The sequence below is a fragment of the Bradyrhizobium sp. 1(2017) genome (assembly GCF_011602485.2).
Lineage (GTDB): Bacteria > Pseudomonadota > Alphaproteobacteria > Rhizobiales > Xanthobacteraceae > Bradyrhizobium.
Genome location: NZ_CP050022.2, coordinates 869979 through 896660, shown reverse-complemented (window position 1 = coordinate 896660; position 26682 = coordinate 869979). Strand labels below are relative to the sequence as shown.

25 protein-coding genes are annotated in these 26682 nt (G+C 65.1%); 15 read left to right on the top strand and 10 right to left on the bottom strand.

Going from position 1 to position 26682, the window contains the following annotated elements; translation table 11 throughout:
• Positions 1-246 precede the first annotated feature (246 nt).
• From HAP40_RS04185 to HAP40_RS04175, 3 genes are all read left to right on the top strand, one after another.
• Entirely contained in the window at positions 247-1842 is a 1596-nt protein-coding gene (locus tag HAP40_RS04185) for a glycosyl hydrolase family 17 protein (protein WP_246741177.1), read from the top strand.
• Between the two features lie 187 nt (positions 1843-2029).
• Positions 2030-2503 (top strand): GNAT family N-acetyltransferase, encoded by a 474-nt coding sequence (locus HAP40_RS04180; RefSeq protein ID WP_166818972.1) that lies wholly within the window; start codon positions 2030-2032, stop codon positions 2501-2503.
• Positions 2504-2627: 124 nt separating this feature from the next.
• On the top strand, positions 2628-3779 hold the full coding sequence (locus tag HAP40_RS04175; protein ID WP_166818973.1) for an acyl-CoA dehydrogenase family protein: 1152 nt from the start codon (positions 2628-2630) through the stop codon (positions 3777-3779).
• Positions 3780-4000: 221 nt separating this feature from the next.
• Here HAP40_RS04175 and HAP40_RS04170 read toward each other — a convergent pair whose 3' ends face one another.
• Positions 4001-6154, bottom strand: a complete 2154-nt coding sequence (locus HAP40_RS04170; RefSeq protein ID WP_166819628.1) for an EAL domain-containing protein — start codon at positions 6152-6154, stop codon at positions 4001-4003.
• Positions 6155-6602: 448 nt separating this feature from the next.
• Between HAP40_RS04170 and mepA the strand changes: the two genes are divergently transcribed.
• The 5 genes from mepA (at position 6603) to modC (ending at position 10712) form a co-directional block, all read left to right on the top strand.
• Entirely contained in the window at positions 6603-7547 is a 945-nt protein-coding gene (gene mepA / locus HAP40_RS04165; protein ID WP_166818974.1) for a penicillin-insensitive murein endopeptidase, read from the top strand.
• 318 nt (positions 7548-7865) lie between these two features.
• Positions 7866-8369, top strand: coding sequence for a hypothetical protein (locus HAP40_RS04160; protein ID WP_166818975.1), 504 nt, complete (start codon positions 7866-7868; stop codon positions 8367-8369).
• Positions 8370-8552: 183 nt separating this feature from the next.
• Positions 8553-9338, top strand: coding sequence for a molybdate ABC transporter substrate-binding protein (modA, locus tag HAP40_RS04155; RefSeq protein WP_166818976.1), 786 nt, complete (start codon positions 8553-8555; stop codon positions 9336-9338).
• Between the two features lie 13 nt (positions 9339-9351).
• Positions 9352-10047 (top strand): molybdate ABC transporter permease subunit, encoded by a 696-nt coding sequence (modB, locus tag HAP40_RS04150; RefSeq protein WP_166818977.1) that lies wholly within the window; start codon positions 9352-9354, stop codon positions 10045-10047.
• Positions 10048-10049: 2 nt separating this feature from the next.
• Positions 10050-10712, top strand: a complete 663-nt coding sequence (modC, locus tag HAP40_RS04145; protein ID WP_166818978.1) for a molybdenum ABC transporter ATP-binding protein — start codon at positions 10050-10052, stop codon at positions 10710-10712.
• Positions 10713-10885: 173 nt separating this feature from the next.
• Here modC and HAP40_RS04140 read toward each other — a convergent pair whose 3' ends face one another.
• Complete coding sequence (locus HAP40_RS04140; RefSeq protein ID WP_166818979.1) at positions 10886-11158, bottom strand: PepSY domain-containing protein; 273 nt, start codon at positions 11156-11158, stop codon at positions 10886-10888.
• A gap of 167 nt (positions 11159-11325) precedes the next feature.
• Positions 11326-13119: a potassium/proton antiporter gene (locus HAP40_RS04135; protein WP_166818980.1), complete on the bottom strand. Its 1794-nt coding sequence runs from the start codon at positions 13117-13119 to the stop codon at positions 11326-11328.
• Between the two features lie 211 nt (positions 13120-13330).
• On the opposite strand from HAP40_RS04135, the gene HAP40_RS04130 reads away from it, so the two are divergent.
• From HAP40_RS04130 to HAP40_RS04115, 4 genes are all read left to right on the top strand, one after another.
• Entirely contained in the window at positions 13331-14647 is a 1317-nt protein-coding gene (locus tag HAP40_RS04130) for a mechanosensitive ion channel family protein (protein ID WP_166818981.1), read from the top strand.
• Positions 14648-14795: 148 nt separating this feature from the next.
• On the top strand, positions 14796-15614 hold the full coding sequence (gene map / locus HAP40_RS04125) for a type I methionyl aminopeptidase (protein ID WP_166818982.1): 819 nt from the start codon (positions 14796-14798) through the stop codon (positions 15612-15614).
• Positions 15615-15704: 90 nt separating this feature from the next.
• On the top strand, positions 15705-16418 hold the full coding sequence (radC, locus tag HAP40_RS04120) for a RadC family protein (protein WP_166818983.1): 714 nt from the start codon (positions 15705-15707) through the stop codon (positions 16416-16418).
• 27 nt (positions 16419-16445) lie between these two features.
• A complete protein-coding gene (locus HAP40_RS04115; protein ID WP_166818984.1) occupies positions 16446-17234 on the top strand; it encodes a DUF4239 domain-containing protein in 789 nt (262 codons plus the stop codon).
• 32 nt (positions 17235-17266) lie between these two features.
• On the opposite strand, the gene HAP40_RS04110 is transcribed toward HAP40_RS04115, so the two are convergent.
• From HAP40_RS04110 to HAP40_RS04080, 7 genes are all read right to left on the bottom strand, one after another.
• Entirely contained in the window at positions 17267-17971 is a 705-nt protein-coding gene (locus tag HAP40_RS04110; RefSeq protein WP_166818985.1) for a tetratricopeptide repeat protein, read from the bottom strand.
• A gap of 132 nt (positions 17972-18103) precedes the next feature.
• Positions 18104-18478, bottom strand: coding sequence for a hypothetical protein (locus HAP40_RS04105; RefSeq protein WP_166818986.1), 375 nt, complete (start codon positions 18476-18478; stop codon positions 18104-18106).
• 94 nt (positions 18479-18572) lie between these two features.
• The gene (locus HAP40_RS04100; RefSeq protein ID WP_166818987.1) at positions 18573-19265 is read right to left on the bottom strand and encodes an AprI/Inh family metalloprotease inhibitor; all 693 of its coding nucleotides are present in this window, start codon (positions 19263-19265) and stop codon (positions 18573-18575) included.
• Positions 19265-20254, bottom strand: a complete 990-nt coding sequence (locus HAP40_RS04095; RefSeq protein WP_166818988.1) for a 2-hydroxyacid dehydrogenase — start codon at positions 20252-20254, stop codon at positions 19265-19267. The genes HAP40_RS04100 and HAP40_RS04095 overlap by 1 nt, the downstream gene beginning before the upstream one ends.
• A complete protein-coding gene (locus HAP40_RS04090) occupies positions 20254-21072 on the bottom strand; it encodes an ABC transporter permease (RefSeq protein WP_166818989.1) in 819 nt (272 codons plus the stop codon). The genes HAP40_RS04095 and HAP40_RS04090 overlap by 1 nt, the downstream gene beginning before the upstream one ends.
• Complete coding sequence (locus HAP40_RS04085; RefSeq protein ID WP_166818990.1) at positions 21069-21884, bottom strand: ABC transporter ATP-binding protein; 816 nt, start codon at positions 21882-21884, stop codon at positions 21069-21071. Before HAP40_RS04085 ends, HAP40_RS04090 begins: the two co-directional genes overlap by 4 nt.
• Before the next feature lie 10 nt (positions 21885-21894).
• On the bottom strand, positions 21895-22917 hold the full coding sequence (locus tag HAP40_RS04080; protein WP_166818991.1) for an ABC transporter substrate-binding protein: 1023 nt from the start codon (positions 22915-22917) through the stop codon (positions 21895-21897).
• Positions 22918-23083: 166 nt separating this feature from the next.
• On the opposite strand from HAP40_RS04080, the gene HAP40_RS04075 reads away from it, so the two are divergent.
• From HAP40_RS04075 to HAP40_RS04065, 3 genes are all read left to right on the top strand, one after another.
• Positions 23084-23890 (top strand): creatininase family protein, encoded by an 807-nt coding sequence (locus HAP40_RS04075; RefSeq protein WP_166818992.1) that lies wholly within the window; start codon positions 23084-23086, stop codon positions 23888-23890.
• Between the two features lie 139 nt (positions 23891-24029).
• On the top strand, positions 24030-24293 hold the full coding sequence (locus tag HAP40_RS04070) for a hypothetical protein (protein WP_166818993.1): 264 nt from the start codon (positions 24030-24032) through the stop codon (positions 24291-24293).
• Positions 24294-24727: 434 nt separating this feature from the next.
• Entirely contained in the window at positions 24728-26674 is a 1947-nt protein-coding gene (locus tag HAP40_RS04065; protein WP_334270913.1) for a carbohydrate porin, read from the top strand.
• The last annotated feature ends 8 nt before the right edge of the window (positions 26675-26682 follow it).

The following is a 26682-nucleotide window of genomic DNA, read 5'->3' as shown; positions in this document are numbered from 1 at the left end:
TCCTGGTTTTCGATTTCGCACGATCTTTTCGGAAGACCGCTTCGCGCTTCTCCGGAACATGCCTTAGCTTGTTGTCCTGCTCGTCATCAAATCGCCGGCACATGGCCGGCAGGCGTTGACGTCTGGGCAACGCCTGCGTCCGATTGCAGCAAGCGGAAAGTGACCGGAATAATGCATGGTGGGCAGACAAGAGGGGCCGTCAATCCGTCCGGGCCGGCGATGCAACCCGGGACCAGGCAAGTCCCAATGCGCACGCCGCTTGTGCTTCTCCTGATATCCCTGAGCGTCATCGCCTCGGTATGGATCTGGCTGGGCACGCCTGTCCATCTGGTGCGCGCGCCGATCGATCCCAACGACAAGCTGCAATGCATTTCGTACGCCCCGTTCCGCAGCCATCAGACGTCGCTGTTGTCGACGACGCAGGTGACGCGAGAACAGATCGCGGAAGACCTCGCGCAGCTCGCGAAAGTGTCCGATTGCATCCGGACCTATGCCACCGATCTCGGCCTCGACCAGATCCCCGGCCTTGCGGCCGAGGCGGGGCTGAAGGTCATCCAGGGTATCTTTCTCGACAAGGACCAGGCGAAGAACCGGCTGCAGATAGCGACCGCGATCCGCCTCGCCCGGGAATATCCAAACACCATCATCGCGCTCGTGGTCGGCAACGAGACCCTGCTGCGGAAGGACATCACGGTCACAGACCTCATCGCCACGCTTCGCGCGGTCAAGTCACAGACCTCTGTTCCGGTCACCTATGCCGATGTCTGGGAGTTCTGGCTGAGCAACAGCGAACTTCGTGACGCCGTCGATTTCGTCACGATCCACATCCTGCCCTACTGGGAGAACGAGCCGGTCCGCGCGGAGCTTGCCGCCGCCCACGTCGGCGAGATTCGCCGCCGGGTGGCGGCGGCCTTCCCGGGCAAGGAAATCCTGATCGGGGAGATCGGCTGGCCCAGCGCGGGGCGGATGCGCGAGGCGGCGCTTCCGTCCCACGTCAACCAGGCCCGGGTTGTCTCGGAGATCCTCGACCTTGCACGGCGCGAGCAATTTCGCGTCAATGTGTTCGAAGCCTATGATGAATCGTGGAAGCGTGAAATCGAGGGCACCGTCGGTGGATCCTGGGGCCTGTTCGACTCGGTTCAGCGCACCCTGAAATATCCGGCCGGCATCCCGATCAGCAATTTCCCGTGGTGGAGATTGCAGATGGGCTGCGGGCTGGCGCTGGCAATGCTGGTGTTCGGCGCGGCGTGGCTCACCTGGCGGCGCAGGCCCGACGCTGCCGGACTGGCCGCGTGGCTGGCCGTCGGACTATCCGCAACCACGGCCGGGCTCCTGCTTGGCGTGACGGCCCAAAGGCTGGTCGAGGAAAGTTACGGCGTGGGCCTTTGGCTGTTGTGGGGCTCACTCCTGGCGGCGGCAACGGCTTCGCCGGTGTTCGGCGCGATCGCCCTGATGTCGGGGCGTCCCTCGCCCGGTTTCCTGGAATTGCTGGGGCCTGAGGGCTACCGGACAGACTCTCCGCTGACGACCGTGCACGGGCTGGTCTGGATCGCAATCGTCGTGATCGGCACGGCGACCGCGATCGGCCTCGTGTTCGATCCGCGATTCATCGATTTTCCTTTTGCGCCCCTCACCATGGCGGCCGTTCCCTTTGCAGCAACGGCGCTGCTCAATCCCACCGGCAAGACCATCCACCCGCTGGCGGAATCGATATTTGCCGGTGTTTTCTCCATGGCCGCCGTTTACGTGGCAATCAACGAAGGCCCAGCCAACTGGCAATCGCTGTGGACCTGTGCCGCCTATCTCCTGCTCGCGTTCACATTGTGGCGTGTGCGGGTCTGAGACTGCGCCGAGCGGCATTTCGTGTTGCTCTCGATCGGGGGATAGACCACCATCGCGTCTCTCACTGCTCACGACAGAATGAGCGAGGGACCGCAGATGATCGAGCCTTCTGGATTTGATCTCGCCGAACGTGCCCTGCTACTGTCCACTGCGTTGGACTACGCGGCTCCAAGCGAGTGGAACGACCATGGATTACACGATCCGATCCGCGCTTGAGAATGACGCCGACGAAATAAGTGCGGTCATTTTGCGTGCACTGCGCGAGACGAACGCGAAAGACTATACGGACGAGATCATCGAACGGGTCGAACGCAGCTTCAGTCCGGACGCCGTGCGGGAGCTGATCGGGAAACGCACCGTTTTCGTCGCCACCATGGGCAGCCGCGTCGTTGGAACGGCAAGCCTCGACGGAAGCGTGGTCCGTACGGTGTTCGTAGCTCCCGATGTTCAGGCCCGGGGCATCGGCAAACTGCTGATGGCCGAGATCGAGCGCACGGCGCGCGGGCGAAGCTTTCCCGCGCTGACCGTTCCTTCTTCGGTCACCGCCGAAGCCTTCTACGCGCGACTCGGTTTCAACGCCGTGCGCGACAGCTATCACGGTGACGAACGCACGATCATCATGGAGCGAGTGTTCGATGAACCAGGCCGGTCCGCGCCTTAGTACCGAGATTGCGAGATTTGGATTGAGGTCGGCGGGCCGAGTGGCGTGCGCTTGATCTTCCCGGCCATATAGACGACCATCACGCTTCTTAACCGCTCACGGCAGAATGGGCGAGGACGCGCGCATGAACGCAACTCCCAAGGTTGGTCTGGTCGAACTGGCCCGGGCGATCGCGCCGCTGATCGCGGGCGAAGCGGACGAGATTGAGCGGACGCGGCGGCTGACGCCTGCTGTCGTCGATGCGCTGATCAGGAATGGGCTCTATCGCGCCCTCCTCCCGCAGAGCCTCGGCGGCGCCGAAGCCCCCATTGAAGTCTTCATGCAGATGCTGGAGGAGATCGCGAAGGCGGATGCCTCCACCGCCTGGTGCCTCGGCCAGTGCAGCGTCTGTGCGATGATCGCGGCGTCGCTCGACCACGATACCGCGCAGGAGATCTTCAACACGCCGCCCGGCATTCTTGCCTGGGGCGCGGTTGCGCATGAGGCGCGCGCCGTGGAGGGCGGCTATCGCGTCACGGCGCGCTGGGATTTTGCCTCAGGCTCGCGGCAGGCGAGCTGGCTGGGCGCGCATGTGCGTATCGTCGATGGAAACGGCACGCCGCGGAAGAATGCCGACAGATCGCCGGAGCTGCGTACCATCCTGTTTCCGGTCGCGAGCGCAACGTTGCACGACGTCTGGCAGGCGATCGGGCTCGCCGGCACCGGCACGGATTCGTACGAGGTGTACGATCTCTTCGTCCCCGAGCGCTTCACGGCATTTCGCGACGTGCCGTCGGCGCTGCGCGAAACCGGGCCGCTCTACAGGATCGGCACCGGCTCGACCTTCAGCCTCGGCTTTGCCGCGGTCTCGCTCGGCGTCGCCCGCGCCACGCTAGATGCCGCCATCGCCCTGGCGCGTGAAAAGCACCAGTCGCTCGCCGCCAGCGCGATGCGTGACAACGGGGCGGTCCAGGGGCTGATCGGCCGCACCGAGGGTGACCTTCGCGCCGCGCGCGCCTATCTCTATGCAACCGCGCATGCGATGTGGGGCGATCTCTCCATCACCGGCGAATTCAGCGCGGCGCATCGCGGCGCGGTTCGCCTGGCGGCCACCTGGACCATCCATCAATCGGCGAAGGTGGTCGACGCCGCCTATCACATGGCCGGCGCGACCGCGGTGTTCCGCAGCCATCCGTTCGAGCGGCGGTTTCGCGACATGCATGCCATCGCGCAGCAGATCCAGGCGCGCGACACGCATTATGAGGACGTGGGGAAGGCGATTCTGGCGGAGAGCTGATGAACGACATCCGCAATGACGGTGCGCTCCCTCCCCCGCTTGCGGGGAGGGTTGGGGAGAGGATGTCTCTACAACCGAGAACCCCCAAGAGGAGAGAGCCCTCACCCGCGCCTCCGGCGCGACCTCTCCCGCAAGCGGGAGAGGTCAACCGAGAGAGCGGTGCGTCCCTTACAGCAGGAATTCATGGCGAGCGAGGAGACGGCGCTGAACGAACGCGGCGGTCACGCCACCAGTGCCGCGTCCTCGCCGTCGATGCCGCGCTGCGCAGCGAGGAGACTGACGATCTCCGCATTCGGCCGGGCCTTGCTGAACAGGAAGCCCTGGCCCTCGTCGCAGCCTTCGGCGCGCAGGCAGCTGAGCTCGGCTTCGGTCTCGACGCCTTCGGCGGTGATGGTGACGCCTAAGCCTTTGCCGAGGCTGACGATGGAGCGGATGATCGCCTGGGCCTCGCGGTTGGCGCCGAGATCGCGCACGAAGGACTGGTCGATCTTGATCTTGTCGAAGGGAAAGCTGCGCAAATAGCTGAGGCTGGAATAGCCGGTGCCGAAATCGTCCATCGAGATGCGCACGCCGAGCGCGCGCAGCGCATGCAGCGTCGCCAGCACCTGGGCGCTCTTCTCGAGCAGCAGCGTCTCGGTGATCTCGAGCTCGAGCCGGCGCGGCGGCAGACCGGAATGTCTCAGTGCGTCCGTCACCATCGAGAGCAGATTGCCGCTGCGGAACTGGAGCGGCGAGAGGTTGACGGCGACGCGGACGTCGTCCGGCCAGGTCGCGGCATCCTGGCACGCCCGGCGCAGCATCAAGCCGCCGAGCGGGTTGATGAGGCCCGTGTCCTCGGCCACAGGAATGAACTCGGCCGGCGAGACCATGCCGCGCTCGACATGCGGCCAGCGCACCAGCGCCTCGAAGCCGGTGATCCGGCCGCTCTGGAGGTCGATCAGCGGCTGGTAGTAGGGGCGCAACACGTCGTTCTGGATGGCGTCGCGCAGCTCGACCTCGATCTTGCGGCGGCTCTGCGCTTTCGCATCCAGCGCGGCCTCGAAGAAGGCGAAGCTGCCGCGCGCGTCCAGCTTGGCGCGCGACAGCGCCATGTCGGCGCCCTTGAGCAGTTTTTCGGACTCATCGCCGTCGCCCGGCGCCATGGCGATGCCGATCGAGGCGCCGATCACCACGGAATGGCCGTCGAGCAGATAGGGATCTGCGATGGCCTCGAGCAGCCGCTTGGCCAGCATCACCGCGTCCTCGGGACGCGTCAGGCCGCTCTGCAGAACCGCGAACTCGTCGGAATTGAGCCGCGCCAGCGCGTCTTCCTCGCGCAAGGTCGAGCGCAGCCGCTTGGCGACGCCGCGCAGCAGCTTGTCGCCGACCGCGTGTCCCAGCGTGTCGTTGACCGACTTGAAGCTGTCGAGCCCGAGGATCAGCAGCGCGACCTTGTCGGTGCTGCGCCGCGTATGCAGCAGCATCTCGTCCATCTGCTGGCGCAGCAGAGTACGGTTCGGCAGGCCGGTCAGGGCGTCATGCTGGGCCATGAAGGCAAGCCGCGCCTCGGCGCGCTTGCGCTCGGTGATGTCCATCAGCGCGAGCAGCACCGCGGGCCGTTCGGCATAGGTCAGTTCGCGCGAATAGATCGCAAGGTCGATCAGCGCGCCGTCGGCCTTGACGTGCTTCCAGGTGCGCCCGGCCTGCTCCTCGCCGGTGGGATCGGCGGTCCAGGGCGGCTCGCTGTCGAAGGCCTGCAGGGAGCGGATCTTCAGCTTCTCGAACTCGGCTCGGCCATAGCCGTAATGCGCAATTGCGGCATCGTTGACGCCGAGGATGCGCTCGTCGTCCAGCGCGCAGACGATCATGGGCACCGGATTGCCGTCGAACAGCAGCCGGAACGAGGCCTCGCGCTGCTTGAGCTCGGTGATGTCGACGCGCAGGCCGACGACGCCGCCGTCGTCGGTGAGCCGCTCGTCGATCAGGATGACGCGGCCGTCGGCCAGCTTCTGCTCGTGGCGGGCACCGGGCCGATAGAGCTTTTGCAGCCGTTCGGCGATCCATTCGTCCTCGTGGCCGATCGCTTCGGGATAATCGCCGCGGGCGACGCCGATGCGCAGCGTGTCCTCGAGGCGTGCGCCCTGCTCGAACAGGTCGGCGGTCTTGCTGTAAATCTCGGCGTATTTCTTGTTCCAGAGCACGTAGCGGCCGTCGGCATCGAGAAACACGATGCCCTGCGGCAGGATGTCGATGGCCTGGCGCAGCCGCTCATGGGATTTGCGCGCTTCGGCAATCGCGGCTTCCGCCTCGGCGCGGCTGCGCGAAAGTTCATCGCGCGCGATGGGCGGATGAGGCGCGCGCGCAAAGCGCGGCTTGCGCGGCTGTCGGGCAAGCAGGTTGCGGTTTCGCTGTCCTGTCTTTCGAGACCCCAAACTCAAATTCACTCGTCCCAGTCGCGTCCAGTGGCCGCAAGCATTGGAGCAAGTGTCTGAAAGAAAAGTAATCTTGTCCGGTCGCGACCCGTGCGAGGTGGCCACTTGCTGCCCGTTTGCGAGGCGCGGCGGGGGCGGCAAGCGCCGCCGAACTGAGCCAGCGCCACAATCAGCGAGCGATCTGCCGCAAAATTGCGCGCGCGACTGAATCATTTCCGCGCATCGCGCGCGATGGCATGTCGCCCGCGGTTGCCCCTGCCTCAACGCACGAATTTTAGCCAATCCGGAACAGGGTTATCGCGCCGTTAAACGATGGCCGCCGCGCACGACTTTGGGAATGAGCAAAAGCCCGGGGCCGTCATGGCAGCCTCATTCTTAACCCTGACGCGGTGTTGGGTTATAACGAATCAGCATGTGTCCCTGCCGCCTCGCCCCTCTCCTGCTTTTCGTGACACTCCTGGCCGCCGGCGCCGCGCTGGCCCAGGACAAGGGCAGCGTGACGCCGAAGCCGCTGCCGCCGCTCGCCAATCCCAACGATCCCAGCCTCGGCGCCAAGGAGCTTTTCGCGCGAAAGCTGCTGCCGTCGAAAGGGCCGGCGCATGTCGTCGGCTCCTACAGCAAGGGCTGCATCGGCGGCGCCGCGCAGATGCCGGTGAACGGCGACAATTGGCAGGTGATGCGGCTGTCGCGCAATCGCAACTACGGCCATCCCGACATGATCGCGCTGATCAAGCGGCTCGCGGCCAAGGTACACAAGGACGCCGGCTGGCCCGGCATCCTGGTCGGCGACATCGCGCAGCCGCGCGGCGGACCGGCTCTGTCGGGCCATGCCAGTCATCAGATCGGTCTCGATGCCGACATCTGGCTGACGCCGATGCCGGACCGCCGGCTCTCGCGCGACGAGCGCGAGGAGATGTCGGCGGTGATGATGGTGCGCCCGGACCGGCTCGACGTCGATCCGAAAGTGTTCACGCCGGGCCATGTGCTGGTGCTGCGCGACGCGGCGCGGGAGCCGGCGGTGCAGCGCATCTTCGTCAATGCCGCGATCAAGAAGGCGCTGTGCCGCGAGGCCAAGGGCGATCGCGCCTGGCTCTCGAAGATCCGCCCCTGGTGGGGCCACGACTATCACTTCCACATCCGCATGCATTGCCCGGCGGGCGCCGGGGAATGCGAAGGCCAGCCGTCGCAATCCGAGGACGAAGGCTGCAAGCCGTCCGATCTCGCCTATTGGTTCTCGGACGCCGTGCTGCACCCGAAGCCGCCGCCGGAGCCGCCGAAACCAAAGCCGCCGATGACGCTGGCGCAGATGCCTGCGGCCTGCAAGGCCGTGCTGCATGCCGTGGACGCGAAGCCGTAGCGTGCGTGGCGCCTCTCCCACCGCTGTCGTCCCGGGGCGCGAAGCGAGCCCGGGACCCATAACCACAGGGAGTGGTTGGTAGGCGAAGTGGTAACTCCGAATCTTCGCCAAATTCCTCCCCGTGGCTATGGATCCCGGGCTCGCGCTGCGCGCGCCCCGGGATGACAACTAGGTGGTTGGTTCGCACCACGCGACTGCGCTAATATCCATCTGCCGCCGTGCCGTAAGCCCGCGGCATTCCGGGATGTGCATCCCTTGTCTTCAACGAGCCTGACCGCAAGCCTCGCGCCGTTCGCGTGGCCAACGATGAGATTCGACATGCGCATTCTCGCCATTCTCACTGCACTCTCGCTCGGTGCGACCTCCGCTCTGGCCGCCGAGGAGCCTTCAGGCTGCGACAAGTTCAAATGGCCGATCGAGCGCGAGCGCGCCGCGCTCACCGCGCCGGAGCGCGCCAAGCTCGCATCGGGAAGCGAACAGACGGCGCTACCGTCATCCGCCATCACGCTGGGGCTGGTCGTCCCGGGTGAAGCCAGGCTGCCGGCGCCGCCGGAGCGGGCGCCCAAGGATGGCACCTTCGCCGGCTTCACCAGCATCAAGGCGCCGAAGGCCGGGCTTTACACGATCAGCCTGTCCGCAGGGGCCTGGGTCGACGTGGTGCAGGACGGGCATTTCCTGAAACCCGTGGCCTTCAGCGGCGCGACCGACTGCGACGGCATCCGCAAGACCATCAAATACGAGCTGTCGGGACAGCCCGTCGTGGTCCAGGTCAGCGGTGCCAAGGAAAATTCGCTCTCGATTGCGATCCTGCTGGCCGAATAGGGCCAAACGGTCGCCTTTGACCTGAGGCTCCAGCCTGCTATCTTCGCAGCTGCGATAGCCGTGCCGGCCGTAAGCCGTCGCAAGGCCACGTGGAACAGCGCTTCCGCCCGTCGCGACCTGACTTGACCCTACGCCAGACTTGCGCGTGCCGCCTGCGCGCGCGATTTCGCACGGAGCGCATCCATGATTCGTATTGCCGGACTTTTCACCGCCTTCGTCATCCTCGCCGGGGCGAGCCTCTCGCCTGCCAGCGCGCAAGACAAAACCATCACCGTGTTCGCCGCCGCCTCGATGAAGAACGCGCTCGACGAGGTCGACGCCGCCTACACCGCCAAGACCGGCGTCAAGATCACCGCGAGCTACGCCGCGAGCTCGGCCCTGGCCAAGCAGATCGAGCAAGGCGCGCCCGCCGACGTGTTCGTCTCCGCCGACACCGACTGGATGGACTACGCGGTTTCCAAGAAGACCATCAACGAGCCTTCCAGGGTCAACCTGCTCGGCAACAGCATCGTGCTGATCGCGCCGAAGGATTCCAAGATCGACAACGTCAGCATCGCGCAAGGCTTCGACCTCGCCAAGCTCGCCGGCAACGGCAGGGTCGCGACCGGGGACGTCAAGGCGGTGCCGGTCGGCAAGTATGCGAAGGCCGCGCTGGAAAAGCTGGGCGCGTGGCAGGCGGCCGAGCCGAAATTCGCCATGGCCGAGAGCGTGCGCGCGGCGCTGACGCTGGTCGCCCGCGGCGAGGCCGCGCTCGGCATCGTCTATGCGACCGACGCCAAGGTCGAACCGGGCGTCAAGGTCGTCGGCACCTTCCCCGCGGATTCGCATCCCGCGATCATCTATCCGGTCGCCGCGACCACCACCGCGAAGGCCGAGACCAGCGACTATCTCGCCTTCCTGCGCTCGACGGCCGCCAAGACCATTCTTGAAAAGTACGGCTTCAAATTCCTGGTGAGCCCCAGCACCTGACCCTCGTCGCTTGATGCTCGACATCTCTCCCGCCGAATGGACGGCGATCCTGCTCTCGCTCAGGGTCGCCGTCATCGCAACGCTGGTGGCGACGCCGTTCGGCATTGCGCTGGCCTGGCTGCTCGCGCGGCGTGATTTCTGGGGCAAGTCGTTTCTCGACGCCGTGGTGCATCTGCCGCTGGTGTTGCCACCTGTCGTCACCGGCTATCTGCTGCTTCTGACCTTCGGCCGAAAAGGCCTCGTCGGCGGATTTCTCGCCGACTATCTCGGCATCGTCTTCTCGTTCCGCTGGACCGGAGCTGCGCTCGCCTGCGGCGTGATGGCGTTTCCGCTTCTCGTCCGCCCGATGCGGCTGTCGATCGAGGCGATCGACCGTCGGCTCGAGCAGGCCGCCGAGACGCTCGGCGCGGCGCCATGGAAAGTGTTCTTCACGGTGACGCTGCCGCTGGCGCTGCCCGGCGTGCTCGCCGGCATGGTGCTCGGCTTTGCCAAGGCAATCGGCGAGTTCGGCGCCACCATCACCTTCGTCTCCAACATCCCCGGCGAGACCCAGACGATCTCGTCCGCGATCTATTCGCTGATCCAGACGCCCGATGGCGATGCCGCCGCCGGGCGGCTCGTCATCGTCTCGGTCGTACTCGCGATCGGCGCGCTGATCGCGGCAGAATGGTTCGCCCGCCGTGCCACCGCGCGGCTGCACGGGAATTGACCATGCTGCGCGTCGATGTCGAAAAGAAGCTCGGCGAATTTTCGCTCTCCGCGTCCTTCAGCAGCGAGGGCCGCGTCATCGGCCTGTTCGGCGCCTCGGGCGCCGGCAAGAGCTCGTTGGTCAACATGATCGCAGGGCTGTTGCGGCCCGACCGTGGCACCATCGTGATCGACGGCGAGACCGTCGACGACACGGCCGCCGGCCTCCACGTGCCGACCTGGCGCCGTCGCATCGGCTATGTGTTCCAGGATGCGCGGCTGTTTCCGCATCTGAGCGTCGCGCAGAACCTGGATTACGGCAGGCGGATGAATGGCCTTGCGCCGGATCACGCCCAGCACAAGCGCATCATCGACCTGCTCGACATCAGCGCCCTGCAGGATCGCCGACCCGGAAAACTCTCGGGCGGCGAACGCCAGCGCGTCGCGCTCGGCCGCGCGCTGCTGTCGAGGCCGCGCCTCCTGCTGCTCGACGAGCCGCTCGGCGCGCTCGACGAGGGCCGCAAGCTCGAGATCCTGCCCTATCTGATCCGGCTGCGCGACGAGGCCAACGTTCCGATGGTCTATGTCAGCCACGACGTCGCCGAGCTGCGCCAGCTCGCGACGCAGATCGTGATGCTGAAGCAGGGCCGGGTGACGTCGTTTGGCGGGGTGAAGGTCCTGACGTGAAGGACGAAGTGAGGAGGCTGGTTAGACTCGCGTCGCCCCCGCTTCAACCACCGCGGTCATGCCCCGGCTTTGACCGGGGCATCCAGTGCGCCGCGGCTTCCGTGTCCACGCACCGTCGATGGAATACTGGATTGCCCGCTTTCGCGGGCAATGACAGCGAGCGTGTATGGCGCCTACCAGCCGCGATCGACATTGCGGACCTCGCCGGTTCGGGCGTCGACATCGACCTCGATCCAGCGGCCGGTGCGGTCGCGGCCTTCGATCTGCCATTCGTCGCCGGCGAACTCGGTGTGCGAAATCGTCATGACGCCGATGTCGGTTGCGACATCGAGCGCGGCCTGCATCGAGATCTGATCGCCGGTGTCGTAGGCCATGGCCGGCGCCGCCGACGCCAAGCTGACTCCCAAGCCAATTGCGACGATGGCCGGAAACATGAATTTTCGCATGGACTGCTCCCTGTCAGTTTGATCGTCACGCGAAGAACGAGCGGCGTCGCGGAGCGTTCCGGGTGCAGCGGTCACGAAGCCGCGCAAATCTTCGGCGGTTGCGGCGATTTGGTGGCGGGTTCCGCATTTCCATTGTTCCGGGCGCACGCCCCGGAATGACGGAGCGCCTAAACCCCCGCCACCGACGCCCACACATCGGCGAGCTTGCGCCGCAAGGCCTGCGTGCGGGTCAGCGGCGCGGGCGTTTCGTCTTCTTCCGGCAGGCGCAGGCCGACCACGTTGACGCGGCCGCCGGAGATGCTGCGTGCGACCAGCACGATCTGGTCCAGCGGCAACTCGGCGCCCTCCTTCGGCGCGTGATCGAGATGGACGTCGAAATAATCGGCCATGGTCAGCTTGCCGTCGTCCTCGCCGACCTTCACGCCGTAGATCTCGGCGAGCTCGGCGAGCGTGTGCTCGCCGGAGACCATGAAGTCGCCGAGCAGATGCGGATCCGGCGCCGAGCTCGGCTGCATGTCGACGAAGAAACGGTCGAGCGCCTCGGCCTTCTCCGGCGGTGCCAGCAGGTAGATGTAATCGCCGGGCGCGATCGGATCGGCCTCCGTCGGCGTCAGGATGTTCTCGTTGCGGATCACCAGCGTCGGCTTGGACCAGGACGGGATCAGGCCGCGGCGAAAATACAGGCTCTTCGGCCGCACCGGATAGCCGACCAGCTGCTGCTCGAGCTGGCCGGGCAGGTCGAGCTCGACGCGGCGCGGGCCGCGCTCCGCCCGTGGCAGCGCCACGTGCAGCTTGCGCGCGGCGGGCGCCAGCGTCCAGCCCTGCAGTAGCAGCGAGATGATGACGACGACGAAGGCGACGTCGAAATAGAGATAGGCCTTGGACAGGCCGACCAGCATCGGGATCGACGCCAGGAAGATCGCGACCGCGCCGCGCAGGCCGGTCCAGGCGATGAACACCTTTTCGCGCCAGTTGAAGCGGAACGGCGCCAGGCACAGGAACACGGCGAGCGGCCGCGCGACCAGCATCAGCACGAAGGCGACGGCGACTGCCGGAAGAATGCTGGCGCCGAGCCGGGTCGGCGAGACCAGGAGGCCGAGCAGCACGAACATCACGATCTGCGCCAGCCAGGTCGCCGCGTCCAGGAAGGCCACCACCGAATTATGCGCCCGCGTCGGCCGGTTGCCGATGATGATGCCGGCAAGATAGACCGCGAGGAATCCGGAGGCGTGCATGATCTGCGAGCCGCCGAAGATCACCAGCGCAGCCGTGGTCACGAACGGCGCATGCAGGCCCTGCGGCAGCGCCACTTGGTTGAGCGCGATGACGACGAGACGCCCGCCGATCACGCCGACGACGGCGCCCAGCACCGCCTCCTGGATGAACTCCATCACGACATGGCTGGCCGAGCTTGATCCCAGCGAGATGTATTCGACCAGCATCAGGGTGAGGAAGATCGCGAAGGGATCGTTGGTGCCGGACTCCGCCTCCAGCGTCGCACCGACGCGTGGGCGCAGGCGCAGGCCCTGGGTGTGCACCAGCAGGAACACGGCGGCGGCATCGGTTGAGGCGACCACGGCGCCGACCAGCAGGGATTCCGACCAGTTGAGGTCCAGCGCATATTTCGCGAACGGCGCCGTGATCAGCGCGGTCAGGAGCACGCCGATCGTCGCGAGCACCACGGAGGGCGCGAGCACGGTGCGGATGCTGGCAAAGCGCGTCCTGAGGCCGCCGTCGAACAGGATCAGGGCGAGGGCGACCGATCCGACCAGATAGGTGGTGCGGACGTCATCGAATTGGAGCTGGCCGGGACCGGAATCGCCCGCGAGCATGCCGATCGCAAGGAAGACGAGCAGCAGCGGCGCGCCGAAGCGCAACGCCAGCAGGCTGGAGAGGATGCCGGCCATGACGAGGACGGCGCCGAGCAATATGGCGAGACTGACGGAGTCGAGGGAGGCCATCCACCTTCCGGGTTCAAATCGCTGGAATATCCATCCTTATCGTCGGCACTCTCCTGCGCCAACCGATTTTCTCCCGCTCGCGGCAATCTGCCCGCATTTTGCGGCCTTAACGCGCTTCACTTCGCGGTGTATCGATGGCCCGGCCGCGCCCTTTGTGGGATTCTGCGGCCCCCTCGAATCAATTGCTCCCGCCCGCTTCCCAACGAGACCGATGGACATGGACCTCAAGGACTTCATGGAGTTCGTGCAGACCACCGCACGCAGCGTCGGGGCGGAAGTCTCCTCACCCTGGTTCTACCTGCAATTTGGCCTCATCCTGGCTGCGGCCGGCATCGCCTATGCCGCCGAGGTCGCGATTCGCAGCCGCGTTGACATGACGTCGCTCGCCATGCGCTGGCCGCTGCCGCTCCGGCACTCCGCCCGGGTGATGGTCTCCAGCGCCTCGACGGCGGTGTTCACGCTGCTCGTGATCATCGAGCGCGTGGTGATGTATCATGCGACCTGGCCGAGCCGCAGCTATCTCCTGATGGTTGCCGCCAAGATGGGGCTGGCCTGGCTCGTGATCCGGCTGGTGACGTCGGTCCTGCGGAATGCCTTCATCGTCAAGCTGGTGTCAATCACGGCCTGGTTCGTCGCGGCGCTCTCCATCATCGGCCAGCTGGATACGACGGTCGAGTTGCTGGATTCCTTCGCCATCGTGCTCGGCGGCCTCAGGCTGACACCGCTGTTGGCGATCAAGGCCGGCGCGCTGCTGCTGATCGCGCTCTGGCTGACCAACATCGCGAGCAATTTCGCCGAGAGCCGGATCAATGCAACCACCGATCTGACGCCGTCGGTGCAGGTGCTGCTGGTGAAGATCATCCGCATCGGGCTGCTGGCTGTGGCGATCGTGATCGCGCTCGGCGCGGTCGGGATCGACCTCTCCGCGCTCGCGGTGTTCTCCGGCGCGGTCGGCGTCGGCATCGGTATCGGCCTGCAGAAGATCGTCGCCAACTTCATCTCGGGCATCATCCTGCTCGCCGACAAATCGGTGAAGCCCGGCGACCTCGTCACCATCGGCGACAATACCGGGCGCATCAGCGCGATGAAGACGCGCTATATTTCCGTCGCCGCCGGCGACGGGCGCGAGTTTCTGGTGCCGAACGAGGATCTGGTGACGCAGAAGGTCGTCAACTGGACCTATACCGACAAGAACACGCTGGTGAAGATCGCCTTCGGCACCAATTACGACGCCGACCCGAAGCTGGTTTGCAAGCTCGCCGCCGAGACCGCCGCCGCCCATCCCCGCGCGCAGAAAGCCAAGCCGCCGAACTGCATTTTGACCGAGTTTGCGGAGGCCGGCATGAAGTTCTCGCTGACCCTCTGGCTCGCCGACCCCGACGGCATGGACACCGTCAAGAGCGACGTCATGCTGGCGCTGTGGGACGCCTTCAAGCGCGAGGGCATCCGGGTTCCCTACCCGGTCCGCGAAATCCGGATCCGGGGCGGCGCCCTGCCGGTGGAAACCACCGTAGAAGTCCCGAATTAGGCCGCTTTCGGGCGCAAGGTGCACGCCTGAGGCAGGTTGGGGGGCAGGCTTGGCTTGCATGAAGGCCCGCAATCATTAAATTAGGGCCTGAAATCAAGCTTTTCCGCCGACATCGCAAATCAGACCGAGCCCGGAAGACAGTTCCCGCATGAGCTACGTCGAAGCCACCGATACCTCCCTGCGCAAGACCGGACAGATCAAGCTGCATGGACCGGCCGCCTTCGCCGGCATGCGCAAGGCCGGCGCGCTGGTGGCAAAGTGCCTCGACGAGCTCACCGACCTTGTCGAGCCGGGCGTGCCGACCTCGCGCATCGACGAATTCGTCCGCGACTTCGCCTTCAGCAACGGCGCCTATCCGGCGACGCTGATGTATCGCGGCTATCGCTACTCGACCTGCACCTCGCTCAACCATGTGGTCTGCCACGGCATGCCCGGCGACCGCCCGCTGAAGGAAGCCGACATCGTCAACATCGACGTCACCTTCATCGTCGACGGCTGGTATGGCGATTCCAGCCGGATGTATGCGGTCGGCCCGATCGCGCGGAAGGCCGAGCGGCTGATCGAAGTCACCTATGAAGCGATGATGCGCGGCATCGCCGCCGTGAAGCCCGGCGCCACCACCGGCGACATCGGCCACGCCATCCAGAGCTTCGTCGAGCCGCAGGGCATGAGCGTGGTGCGCGATTTCTGCGGCCACGGCCTCGGGCGCATGTTCCACGACGAGCCGAACATCATCCATATCGGCCGCCCCGGCGAGGGCGTGCAGCTCAAGCCCGGCATGTTCTTCACCATCGAGCCGATGATCAATCTCGGCAAGCCGCATGTGAAGATCCTGTCCGACGGCTGGACAGCGGTGACCCGCGACCGCTCGCTGTCGGCGCAGTTCGAGCACTCGGTGGGCGTCACGGCGACCGGCGTCGAGATCTTCACGCTGTCGGAACGGCACGGCGAGAAGCCGATCGCGTGATCATCGCGCGGGCCGAGGCGGGCATGCCCCCATTTTGCCGCTGCAATTGACGGTTGCAAAAACACGGTTCCCCGGCAATGCTGGCGGCCGATGCCCGCCAAGCCAGACCACGACAAGAGCAAGCCTGAGGACGCGCCGCATTATCACGGCCATCGCGAGCGGCTGCGCGAGCGCTTCTACAGCGCGGGTGCGGATGCGCTCAGCGACTACGAGCTGCTGGAGATGGCGCTATTTGCGGCGCTGCCGCGGCGCGACACCAAGCCGCTGGCGAAGACGCTGATCAAGACGTTCGGCTCGTTCGCCGAGGTCGTGCATGCGCCGGTCGCGCGCCTGCGCGAGGTCGACGGCATCGGCGAGGCCGCGGTCAACCAGCTCAAGCTGATTGCCGCCGCGGCGCACCGCGTCGCCAAGGGCGAGGTCAACAGCCGCAACGCGCTGTCGTCATGGAGCGAGGTGATCGCCTATTGCCGCACCAGCATGGCCTTCGCCGACAAGGAGCAGTTTCGCCTGCTCTTCCTCGACAAGCGCAACCAGCTCATCGCCGACGAGGTGCAGCAGACCGGCACGGTCGACCATACCCCGGTCTATCCACGTGAAGTCATCAAGCGTGCGCTGGAGCTGTCGGCGACCGCGCTGATCCTGGTGCACAACCATCCCTCTGGCGATCCCTCGCCTTCGCAGGCCGATATCCAGATGACGAAAGCGATCATCGACATCGCAAAACCGCTCGGCATTGCCGTGCACGACCACATCATCGTCGGCAAGAGCGGCCACGCCAGCCTGCGCGGGATGAGGTTGATCTAGAGCCTCTAATCAGATGATAGGGAAACGATGAGCGACTGGCTACACAATCTGCCGGTACCCTTGATGGCGCTGGTGATCTTCGGATTCACCTATCTTCTGGCCGCGGCGATCTTCGCAGGCATCGCGCTTGTCGCGACAGGGGAGCGCGCAAAATCGGTCAAAGCGATCTCGCCGGGCATGCTGCCCGTGCTCGGCATCATCTTCGGCCTGTTCGTCGCCTTCACCGCAGCGCAGGTCTGGGGCGACAGCGATCGCGCCAGTAGCGCGGTAAGCCGCGAGGCCAGCTCACTGCGGAGCGCCGTGCTGCTGGCCGCCGGCCTGCCGCCTGAGCAAGAGACAAAACTGCGCGCCCTTGTGCGCGACTATGTCGGGCAGGCCGTCAAGGTGGAATGGCCGATGATGGCGCATCGAGAGGTGTCCCTGAGGACCACGCCGCCTGCGCTTGCCGAAGCCCTGCAATTCGTCGTCGCGATGACGCCTCAAGGTGCGGGTCCGGCGACGGTGCAGCGCGAGCTCATCGCCGCGCTGGAGCAAGCGCTGGACGCGCGGCGGCAGCGGATCATCGTCAGCCTCGCCGCAGTGAACCCTGTCAAATGGTGGTGCCTGTATCTCCAGGCGGCCTGTGCACTGCTGGTGATCGGCCTCGTTCATTGCGACAACCGGCTGGGATCGGCGATCGCGATGGGCCTGTTCGCCACCGGCGTCGCCACCTCCGTCCTGCTGATCGCGGCGCACGACCGGCCCTTCGCCGGGCAGATCTCGATTCAGCCGGAGCCGCTGCTCCAGATCATGCCGGAAGCCGCGGCGAAGAGCTAGAGCGCGGCCGCTCGCGTCAGCTTCAGGCCCAATCAGAACACCGGGGTCTTGGCGGCTTTCAAGTGGTCTTCTGCGGCTGTGATGCCGGCGAATGCCTTGAGCGTCAGAGCGGTCGGTTGGGGCTTCCACGCAGCGACCAGCCTTTCCGCATTCTCGCGTTCCGGCTTGGACAACATGCTGGCCATCTCGTTGACATTCTTGGCCGGCGCCACTTTCGAGAGCTTGAAATACGCATACGACAGGGACAAATCCCTCGGCGTTCCCTTTCCGGCGGAATACGCACGGGACAGGCTGAAGAGGGCGGCAGGAAGCCCCTGCTCGCCTGCCATCTTCCACCATTTCAGCGCTTCTTCTGAATTCCCTTGCCGGTCATACATGAGAGCGACATCGTGCTGGGCACGCGCATAACCTGCTTTGGCGGAAACGAGCTTGTATTTCAACGCTTGATCCGCATCGATTGCGACCACGCCCGCGCCTTGCCCGTCATAATAGCAGCCGAGCTTGTAGGCTCCCAACGGATCGTTGGCCGCGGCCGATTTCTGAAACCACGCGAATGCCTCGCTGCGATCCTGCGATGTGCCGATGCCGTTATTGTGCATCATGCCAACATGATATTGCGCCTCGGCATCTCCGCGATTGGCCAACGCCACCATCGCATTGAAGGTGCGGGTGTCATCCGCATGGGCGGGCATCGCGACGGCGAGAAAGCAGGCGAAGGCAAGGGCGACGATTCTCATATCAAAAGCCCGATTCGGTCTGACCATTATGCCTTGGTCACCCGGACGCAAGAAAAGTTCAAACCTGGCTGAAACCGAGAAATCAGGGAATCCGGCCGCGGCCTGCAATCTCGACAGGCAAGCGCCGTCAGCTCACGGCTCGACCCAGCGCTGCACCGCTTCGGCGGTGTCGGCCGGCGTGGTGTTGAAGCTGATCGCGGCGTCAGGCGCGAGGCGATGGACGAGGTTGAGCACCTTCTCGAACAGCAGCAGCCGCTCCTTCGGCTCGCGCAGGCCGGCGCCGATCACGATGCAGTCGAAGCGTTCGTCGCGCAGCGCCGCCGTGACGGCGGGCTCGGCCGTCGCATCGAGATCGATCAGGCAGCTCGTGACCTCGAAACCGAGGCCGCGCAGGCGCAGGAGCTGGGCGTCGATGTAGCTGCGGACATGTTCGGGGGTGAACTGCGGGAATGCGCCATAATCCGCATGGCCGGGCTCGATGCCGATCGCGAGGACACGCTTCGCCATGCCGGATCTCCCAACGGAATCGCCTCTTTCGTCAACGGGGTGCCCTGACGGCAGGTTCCACATTCGCTTGCCGCCAACCGGCGGCGGTGGGCGCCTACTGGCGCAGCATGATCAAGGGATCGGCGGTGTCGGGGACGCGCCGCCATTGCGCGTTGTCGTCGGCCTCGAACTGCCAAGCATCCCCTGATTTCGACATCAGGATGATCTGGCCGCGCTCGAGCCGCCATTGCGTCGGGTTGAACTGGGCGATCGACGCGTCGCATCTCGGCTTGAGGAAGACCTGGAAATTGTCGGGCCCCGCCTCGGTGTTGGTCAGCGTCAGCCCGCACACCGGCTGGCCATTGCCGCGTACCATCGACCAATCGCCGATCATCTGGTCCATCGACTTGGCCATCGAACGGGCGGCGGCGAGATCCTGCAGGATGTAGACGCCCTCGCCCTGGCGCAGGCCCTCGAAGATGCCGGCCTCGACCTCGGTGAAGTCGATCACGGCTTCACCGGTCGCATCCTGCAGGCGGACGATGTCGAGGCCCCTGACGCTCCAGGCGACGATGTCCTTGGTGAAGGGCAGCGCGGTCTTGCAGGCGGGCTCGAGCTCCAGCTTGAAGCCCTGGCCTGCGGCGTCGCCCTTGAGCGTGACGACGCAGGTCTTGCTGCGCTCGGTGGTCGAGAGCTCCCACTGTCCGGGCATGGATTTCTTCAGGGTCGTCGCATCCTGCGCATGCGCGATGCCGATCGCGGCCAGGCAGGCCGCGACAGCGAATGCAACGCCCCGAAGAGCTCTCATCAGCGCCCCCTGAACGGTGTTTCCGCAACCGGCGTCAGCGGCGCCTTGCCGGCAAACCATGACTTGAGATTGTCGACCACGAGCTGGTCCATCGCGTTGCGGGTCACCACCGAGGCCGAGCCGATATGCGGCAGCAGCACGACGTTCTGCATGGTCTTGAGCTCGTCGGGCACGTTCGGCTCGGCCGCGAACACGTCGAGGCCGGCGGCGAGGATGGTGCCTGATTTGAGCGCCTGCACCAGCGCCGGCTCGTCCACCACCGAGCCGCGCGCGACGTTGATCAGCACGCCGCGCGGGCCGAGCGCCTTGAGCACCTCGGCATTGATCATCTTGTTCGTGGTGGCGCCGCCGGGCACGATCACCATCAGCGTGTCCACCGCTTTCGCCATCTCGATCAGATCGGGATAATGCTTATAGGAGACGTCCTTGGACGGATTGCGCGAGTGATAGACCACCGGCACCAGCGAGGCATCGAGCCGGCGCGCGATGGCCTGGCCGATCCGGCCCATGCCGACGATGCCGACCTTGCGGTCGCGCAACGAGCCGACGCTGAGCGGGTAGTTCTGAGTCTGCCAGAGCCCGGAGCGGACGTAACGGTCGGCCTTGATGAATTCGCGCAAGGTCGAGATCAACAGGCCCATGGCGACGTCGGCGACTTCCTCGGTCAGCACGTCGGGCGTATTGGTGACGATGACGTTGTGCTCGGCCGCGTATTTGGCGTCGATGTGATCGTAGCCGACGCCGAAGCTCGCCACCATCTCCAGCTTGGGCAGCTGCGACAGCGATTCCTTGTCGGCGCGCACGGTGTGATAGGTCACGGCGACGCCGCGGATCTTCTCGCGGATCGCAGGCGTCAGCCGCTCGAGGTCACCGCGCGTCTCGGCCTTGTGCACGACGAAATGATCGGAAAACCCGTTGTCGAGGATCGGCCGGACCGGTCCATAAATCAGAAGATCGATCTTTTCGGACGAAATCGAACCGGTAGACATCAGCTTTCCTTTCCAAGCGCGCTCTCATGCCAGCGCCGTAAAACGAGGTGGGAAACTAGCGCCAGCACCCCATAGATGACAATCCCGGCGAGCGACAACAAAAGCAGCGCCGCGAACATGCGGGGTATGTTCAATCGGTAGCCGGATTCGGCGATCCGATAGGCAAGCCCGGAGCCGGCGCCCGCCGTTCCCGCCGCAATCTCGGCCACGACCGCGCCGATCAGCGACAGGCCGCCGGCGATGCGCAGGCCCCCGAGGATGTAGGGCAGCGCCGCGGGCAGCTTCAGGAAGCGCAGGGTCTGCGGCGGCGAGGCGCCATAGAGCTGGAACAGGCCGGCGAGGTTGCGGTCGACCGAATTGAGCCCGAGCGTGGTGTTGGAGAGCACCGGGAAGAAGGCGACGATGAAGGCGCAGGCGACGACCGCGGTCTGCTGCTCCAGATAGATCAGCAGCAGCGGTGCAATCGCGATCACAGGCGTCACCTGGAGCACGACGGCATAGGGGAACAGCGAATATTCCACCCATTTCGACTGGTTGAACAGGAGCGCCAGCGCAACACCGCCGATGCTGGCGGCAACGAAACCTTCCAGTGTGGTCAACAGCGTGGTGGCCAGCGATTGTGACAGCACCGCCCAGTCCTTGATCAATGTCAGAAAGATGACGGAGGGCGCCGGCAGCACGTAAGGCGGGATGTCCTTGATGCGGACCACCAGCTCCCAGGCCAGGAGGCCGGCCACGAACACGATGACGGGAAGCACGAAGCGCATCGCACGTTGCGCGCCTTGCGGTCTTGCGGGGACGGCGGCTTGCGCGTTCATAGCGTCGACTGCCCCGAATAGGACGGCGCCAGCGCGGCCGACACTCTTCGGCAATAATCGGAATAGGCGGCCGAGGTGCGAAACTCCTCTCCGCGCGGCTCGACCGTCTCGATGCGGAGGTCGGCCTGGATGCGGCCGGGCCGCGCCGTCATCACCACCACGCGCTGCGACAAATAGACGGATTCGAACACCGAATGGGTGACGAAGATGACGGTCTTGCCAAGGCTGCGCCATAGCGCGAGCAGATCGTTGTTGAGGCGGAAGCGCGTGATCTCGTCGAGCGCCGCGAATGGCTCGTCCATCAGCAGGATATCGGGATCGGTGACGAGCGCGCGGGCCAGCGACACCCGCATCTTCATGCCGCCGGACAGCTCGCGCGGATAGGCGTCGGCGAAATCGGCAAGGCCGACACTGGCCAGCGCCTCATCGGTACGCGCGCGCCCTTCCACTTTCGCGACGCCGCCAAGCTTGAGCGGCAGCCGCACGTTCTCGCGCACGCTGGTCCAGGGCATCAGGGTCGGCTCCTGGAACACGAAGCCGATGCCGTGGCCCGGCTGCGGAACACCCTCGGGGCGCGCCACCCGCACGATTCCGGACGAAGGCGTGCTGAGCCCCGCGATCAGCCGCAGCGCGGTCGACTTGCCGCAACCGGACGGGCCCAGCAGCGAGATGAATTCGCCCTTGCGCACCGCGAGGTCGAGCGGGCCGAGCGCCATGACGCCGTTGTCATACACTTTCGTCACGTCGCGCAGGCTGACGGCGAGCGCCGTCAGGCTGGACTCGACGGCGGACGAGGTTTTCACCGACGACATCGACCCTGCGTTACGGCTTGTTCGGGCGCAGCTCGACGCCGACGCCCTTGTTGACGAAGCGCAGCGTATAGGATTTGCGGAAGTCGAGATCGGCCTTCACGACGCCGGCCTTGACCATCTTGTTGAAGAATGAGGCGTAGCGCTCGTCGCTCATGGCGCCGATGCCGTTCTTCAGGCTGTCGCCGGAATCGACGATGCCGTGCTCCTTCATCTTGGCGACGGAATAAGCGAGCAGATCGTCGGTCATCTCGGGGTTGAGCTTCTTGATCATGGCGTTGCCAGCGGAATTGTCGCGATAGATGTAGTTGTACCAGCCGATCATGGAGGCATCGACGAAGCGCTGGACGAGATCAGGCTTCTTCTCGACGATGTCGCGGCGGGTCTCGATCAGCGTCGAATAGGTGTTGAAGCCGTAATCGGCGAGCAGCAGCACGTTGGGCTTGAATCCCGCCGCCTTCTCGACCGCGAAAGGCTCTGACGTCACGTAGCCCTGCATGGCGCTCTTGGGGTTGGCGATGAAGGGCTGCGGATTGAAATTATAGGGACGGACGTTCTTCTCGCTGAAGCCGTATTCGGATTTCAGCCATTGGAAGTAGCTGGTCATGCCCTCCTTGGAGACGAACAGCGTCAGTGGCTTGAGATCCTCGATCTTGGCGACCTTGGCGTCGGGATGGGTCAGCATCACCTGCGGATCCTTCTGGAAGATCGCGGCGATGGTCACGACGGGCACATTGTTCGCGACCGCATCGAACGACATCAGCGTGTTCGCGGCCATGAAGAAATCGATCTTGCCGGCGATCAGCAGCATCCGGTTGTTCTCGTTGGGACCGCCGGGGATGATGCTGACGTCGAGACCGTATTTCTTGTAGGTGCCGTCGGCGACGGCCTGGAAGAAGCCGCCATGCTCGGCCTCGGCGACCCAATTGGTGCCGAAAGTGACCTTGTCGAGCGTCTCGGCCCGCGCCGGCGCAAGAGAGACGGCAGCGGCCATCAGGCCCGCAATGAACGCACGCCGCAGATGAAAGGGGGTCATGATGGCACTCCGTCGCTCGCTTCCAGCTCAATCGCATCTGGCTCATGCCAGTCCGACGCGATAGAACCGCATGACATTCGGGGACGCGAGCCGGCTAGGCCCGCATCCCCTCAAGGACCCAAATTACGTGACAAATTCGGGCAAAGAAACCTCCAAAGAAAATTCAATGGTGCCGTCCCGCGACTGGACCGACATCCGCTGGGGCGATTCCGCTTCCGTGGACCGATCGCGCTGGATCGCGGTGCTGCCGCTGGCGGCGACCGAGCAGCACGGTCCGCATCTGCCCGTGACAACCGACGTGCTGATCGCGGAGGCCTATCTGGCGCGCGTTCGCGAGCTGCTGCCCGAGAGTGTTCCGGCGAGTTTCCTGCCCGTTGAACAAGTCGGGATTTCCACCGAGCATATCGACTATCCGGGCACGCAGACGCTGCCGACTGGAGTTGCGCTGGAGAAATGGACGGCGATCGGCGAGGACGTCGCGCGGCACGGCGTCAAGAAGCTCGTCATCATCACCAGCCATGGTGGCAACAGCGCGGCCATGATGCTGGTGGCGCAGGATCTGCGCGCCTATCAAAAACTGTTCGTGGTGACGACGTCGTGGTCGCGCCTGTCGGGCGCCGACGCAATGTTCCCGGCCGACGAGGTGCGTCACGGCATTCATGGCGGCGCGATCGAGACCTCGATCATGCTAGCGCGCTATCCGGACCAGGTGCGCAAGGATGCGATCGCGGATTTTGCCGCGAGCAGCATCGCGCTGGAGCAGCAATATCGCTGGCTGTCGACGCAGCGGCCCGCGCCGTTCGCCTGGCAGGCGCAGGATCTCAACGCCAGCGGTGCCGTCGGCAACGCGACATTGGCCGTGGCGGAGAAAGGCGCGCAGCTGATCGATCAGGGCGCGCAGGCCTTCTGCGAGCTGCTGGCCGAAGTCGATAACTTCGACGTGAACAGGCTCGCCAAAGGCCCCCTCGGCTAGCCGATATCTCACTGGAATTGCACGGGAAAATTCTTCCTTCCGGGAGCGGATTTGGCGCTTTCGAACCGGACGCGAAGAGCCTCCGTCCAATTGGGCACGCGGGCCACAACGGACCGCCTCAACCCGGATGGAGTTTCACATGTCGATCAAGACCAAGATTGCCGCCGTCGCTCTCGCTGCCCTCGCCATCACCGGCAGCATCGTGTCCACCACCTCCTCGGCCGAAGCCAAGCCGCCCGGCTGGGTCTACGGTGTCGGCGCCGGCATCGCCACCGCCGCTGTCGTCGGCTCCGCGATCGCCGCGACCAACGATCCCTATTACCACGGCTATCGCCGCTGCGGCTGGGTCGCCCAGTACAACGCCTTCGGCCAGTATGTCGGCCGCGTTCGTACCTGCTACTGATTTGAGTACTTGAGGCCGATCTCCACGTGGATCCTGCGTCCGACACGGGCGCCTCATCCACCCCGTGTCGTGCCCCCGACCCCGCCCGGCTGTCCCCCCGGGCGGGGTCATCCGTTTGGGGGCCTGCAGGTTTGTTGCAGTCCCGTCACACAGTGGTGCGAACGATCCTCGGAGGCAAAGCGCGTCAGTTGCTATTGCGAATTAATCGCAATAACTCTCGTAGCAGCCTTAAGGGCTTGGGACCAAATCGCGCTGGATCGGGACCGTCTCGCCGGATCGCGGGCCAACCAAGACCTGATGACAGGGCCGCCGCGAATCGGCAGGGATGCCGGTTGCGGCCGGTGGGATGCGTTCGCATTGTTGGGGGCGTGCGTTTGACGTTGAGAGGTCACAGACACCGGTGCTTGCGAACGGCCGCGGCGATTGCCACGGGCGTGCTGGCTCTTCCCGCGGCCGGCCGCGCGGCCGATCTGCCGCTGAAGGCGCCGGCCCTGAGGGCGGTCTACGACTGGACCGGCTTCTATGTCGGCGGCCATTTCGGCTATGGCGATGCAGGCTTCGGCCCCGGCACCAATTCGCTGCCGCTGCAAGGCGTGATCCTGCCGCCCAGCGCCACGGGATTCAGCGGCGGCTATCAGCTCGGCTATAATCATCAGCTCGCAAACCGCGTCGTGCTCGGGATCGAAGCGGACTCCACGTTCACCGGCGCGCGCGACATCGTCGCGCATGAACGGTCACCCACGCCCTTCAACACCACGCTCGATTACGTCGGCACCGTGCGCGGCCGCATCGGTTATGCCTTCGACCGCTTCATGCCCTTCGTCACCGGCGGTTTCGCCTGGGGCCACACGCATATCAACGTCAATGATGCCGACGGAGTCTCCGAGCTGTTTCCGGTCGGAAAGTACCAGACCGGGTGGACGGCGGGACTTGGCCTGGAATTCGCCGTCAGCGGGAATTGGACCGCGAAGGCCGAGTACGATTATGTCGCGCTGTCGCGGCGAACCTACGACCTCGGTGGATTTGGCCTCGGCAATGTGGATGTCGAGCCGCGCGTCCACCTGTTCAAGCTCGGCCTCAACTACAACTTTGGCGATACGCCGTGGATGCCGCCCATCAGCGGCAAGACCAAGCTGCCCGAGTCCGGCGACTGGAACGTCCACGCGCAGACGACCGTGCTGCCGCAAGGCTACGGGCCGATCCACTCGCCCTATGCAAGCCCGCTAAGCCTGCCCGGCAGCGGCCAGTTTCAGGCAACGTGGACCACGACTGCGTTCTTCGGCGCACGTTTATGGGACGGCGGCGAGTTCTATTTCAATCCCGAACTGGCCCAGGGCTTCGGCCTCAACGGCACGCTCGGGCTGGCCGGCTTCTCCAATGGCGAGGCGCAGAAGGCCGGCGCGCCGTTCCCGAAGATCCGCGCGCAACGCTACTACTTCAAGCAGACTTTTGGCCTCGGCGGCGGGCAGGAGGAAGTGCCCGACGCTCCGAACCAGCTCGCCGGCAAGCGCGACATCGACCGTGTCACGGTGATCGTCGGCCGTTTTGCGATCGGCGATTTCTTCGACGGCAACTCATACGCAAAAGACCCGCGCGCCGACTTCATGAACTGGGCGATGTGGGCCTCGGCCGCATACGACTTCCCTGCGGACCTTCCGGGTTACACCCGCGGCGCGGTCGTCGAGTTCAACCGCAAGGATTGGGCGGTGCGCGCCGGACTGTTCCAGGTCCCCGATGCGCCCAACAGCGATACGCTGGTCTACAAGACGGGCGGTGCCGTCGTCGAGTTCGAGGAGCGCCATTCGATCTTCGAGCAGCCCGGCAAGCTGCGCGTCGGCGTCTTCGCCAACGAAGGCAATACCGCGAACTATCGCGAGGTCCTGGCGCTGGCGGCCGCGAACCCCGCGCTCGACATCAATGACATCACGATCGCGAACCAGCGCCAACGGTCCAAATACGGCTTCTACGTCAATCTCGAACAGCAGATCGTCACCGATGTCGGGTTGTTCGCCCGCGCGAGCTGGAACGATGGCCAGAACCAGATCCTGTCCTTCACCGACATCGACCGCAGCGTTTCGGCCGGCCTGTCGATCAAGGGCAGCCGCTGGGGTCGTCCGGACGACACGGTCGGCATCGGCGGCGCCATCAACGGCCTCTCGGCCGCGCATCGCGATTTCCTCGCCGCAGGCGGTGTCGGCCTCCTGATCGGCGACGGGCGGCTCAACTACAACAACGAGCGTATCCTCGAAGCCTACTACGCCTATTCGGTGATCAAAGGTGTCACCCTCACGGCCGACTATCAATTGATCACGAACCCAGCCTATAACGCCGACCGTGGACCGGTCTCGATCTTTTCCGGCCGCCTGCACGCAGAGTTCTAGCCCGAGGT

Coding starts and splice junctions, on each gene's coding strand:
- HAP40_RS04185 (WP_246741177.1), top strand. CDS start 247: ATGCGCACGCCGCTTGTGCTTCTCCTGATATCCCTGAGCGTCATCGCC.
- HAP40_RS04180 (WP_166818972.1), top strand. CDS start 2,030: ATGGATTACACGATCCGATCCGCGCTTGAGAATGACGCCGACGAAATA.
- HAP40_RS04175 (WP_166818973.1), top strand. CDS start 2,628: ATGAACGCAACTCCCAAGGTTGGTCTGGTCGAACTGGCCCGGGCGATC.
- mepA (WP_166818974.1), top strand. CDS start 6,603: ATGTGTCCCTGCCGCCTCGCCCCTCTCCTGCTTTTCGTGACACTCCTG.
- HAP40_RS04160 (WP_166818975.1), top strand. CDS start 7,866: ATGCGCATTCTCGCCATTCTCACTGCACTCTCGCTCGGTGCGACCTCC.
- modA (WP_166818976.1), top strand. CDS start 8,553: ATGATTCGTATTGCCGGACTTTTCACCGCCTTCGTCATCCTCGCCGGG.
- modB (WP_166818977.1), top strand. CDS start 9,352: ATGCTCGACATCTCTCCCGCCGAATGGACGGCGATCCTGCTCTCGCTC.
- modC (WP_166818978.1), top strand. CDS start 10,050: ATGCTGCGCGTCGATGTCGAAAAGAAGCTCGGCGAATTTTCGCTCTCC.
- HAP40_RS04140 (WP_166818979.1), bottom strand. CDS start 11,158: ATGCGAAAATTCATGTTTCCGGCCATCGTCGCAATTGGCTTGGGAGTC.
- HAP40_RS04135 (WP_166818980.1), bottom strand. CDS start 13,119: ATGGCCTCCCTCGACTCCGTCAGTCTCGCCATATTGCTCGGCGCCGTC.
- HAP40_RS04130 (WP_166818981.1), top strand. CDS start 13,331: ATGGACATGGACCTCAAGGACTTCATGGAGTTCGTGCAGACCACCGCA.
- map (WP_166818982.1), top strand. CDS start 14,796: ATGAGCTACGTCGAAGCCACCGATACCTCCCTGCGCAAGACCGGACAG.
- radC (WP_166818983.1), top strand. CDS start 15,705: ATGCCCGCCAAGCCAGACCACGACAAGAGCAAGCCTGAGGACGCGCCG.
- HAP40_RS04115 (WP_166818984.1), top strand. CDS start 16,446: ATGAGCGACTGGCTACACAATCTGCCGGTACCCTTGATGGCGCTGGTG.
- HAP40_RS04110 (WP_166818985.1), bottom strand. CDS start 17,971: ATGAGAATCGTCGCCCTTGCCTTCGCCTGCTTTCTCGCCGTCGCGATG.
- HAP40_RS04105 (WP_166818986.1), bottom strand. CDS start 18,478: ATGGCGAAGCGTGTCCTCGCGATCGGCATCGAGCCCGGCCATGCGGAT.
- HAP40_RS04100 (WP_166818987.1), bottom strand. CDS start 19,265: ATGAGAGCTCTTCGGGGCGTTGCATTCGCTGTCGCGGCCTGCCTGGCC.
- HAP40_RS04095 (WP_166818988.1), bottom strand. CDS start 20,254: ATGTCTACCGGTTCGATTTCGTCCGAAAAGATCGATCTTCTGATTTAT.
- HAP40_RS04090 (WP_166818989.1), bottom strand. CDS start 21,072: ATGAACGCGCAAGCCGCCGTCCCCGCAAGACCGCAAGGCGCGCAACGT.
- HAP40_RS04085 (WP_166818990.1), bottom strand. CDS start 21,884: ATGTCGTCGGTGAAAACCTCGTCCGCCGTCGAGTCCAGCCTGACGGCG.
- HAP40_RS04080 (WP_166818991.1), bottom strand. CDS start 22,917: ATGACCCCCTTTCATCTGCGGCGTGCGTTCATTGCGGGCCTGATGGCC.
- HAP40_RS04075 (WP_166818992.1), top strand. CDS start 23,084: ATGGTGCCGTCCCGCGACTGGACCGACATCCGCTGGGGCGATTCCGCT.
- HAP40_RS04070 (WP_166818993.1), top strand. CDS start 24,030: ATGTCGATCAAGACCAAGATTGCCGCCGTCGCTCTCGCTGCCCTCGCC.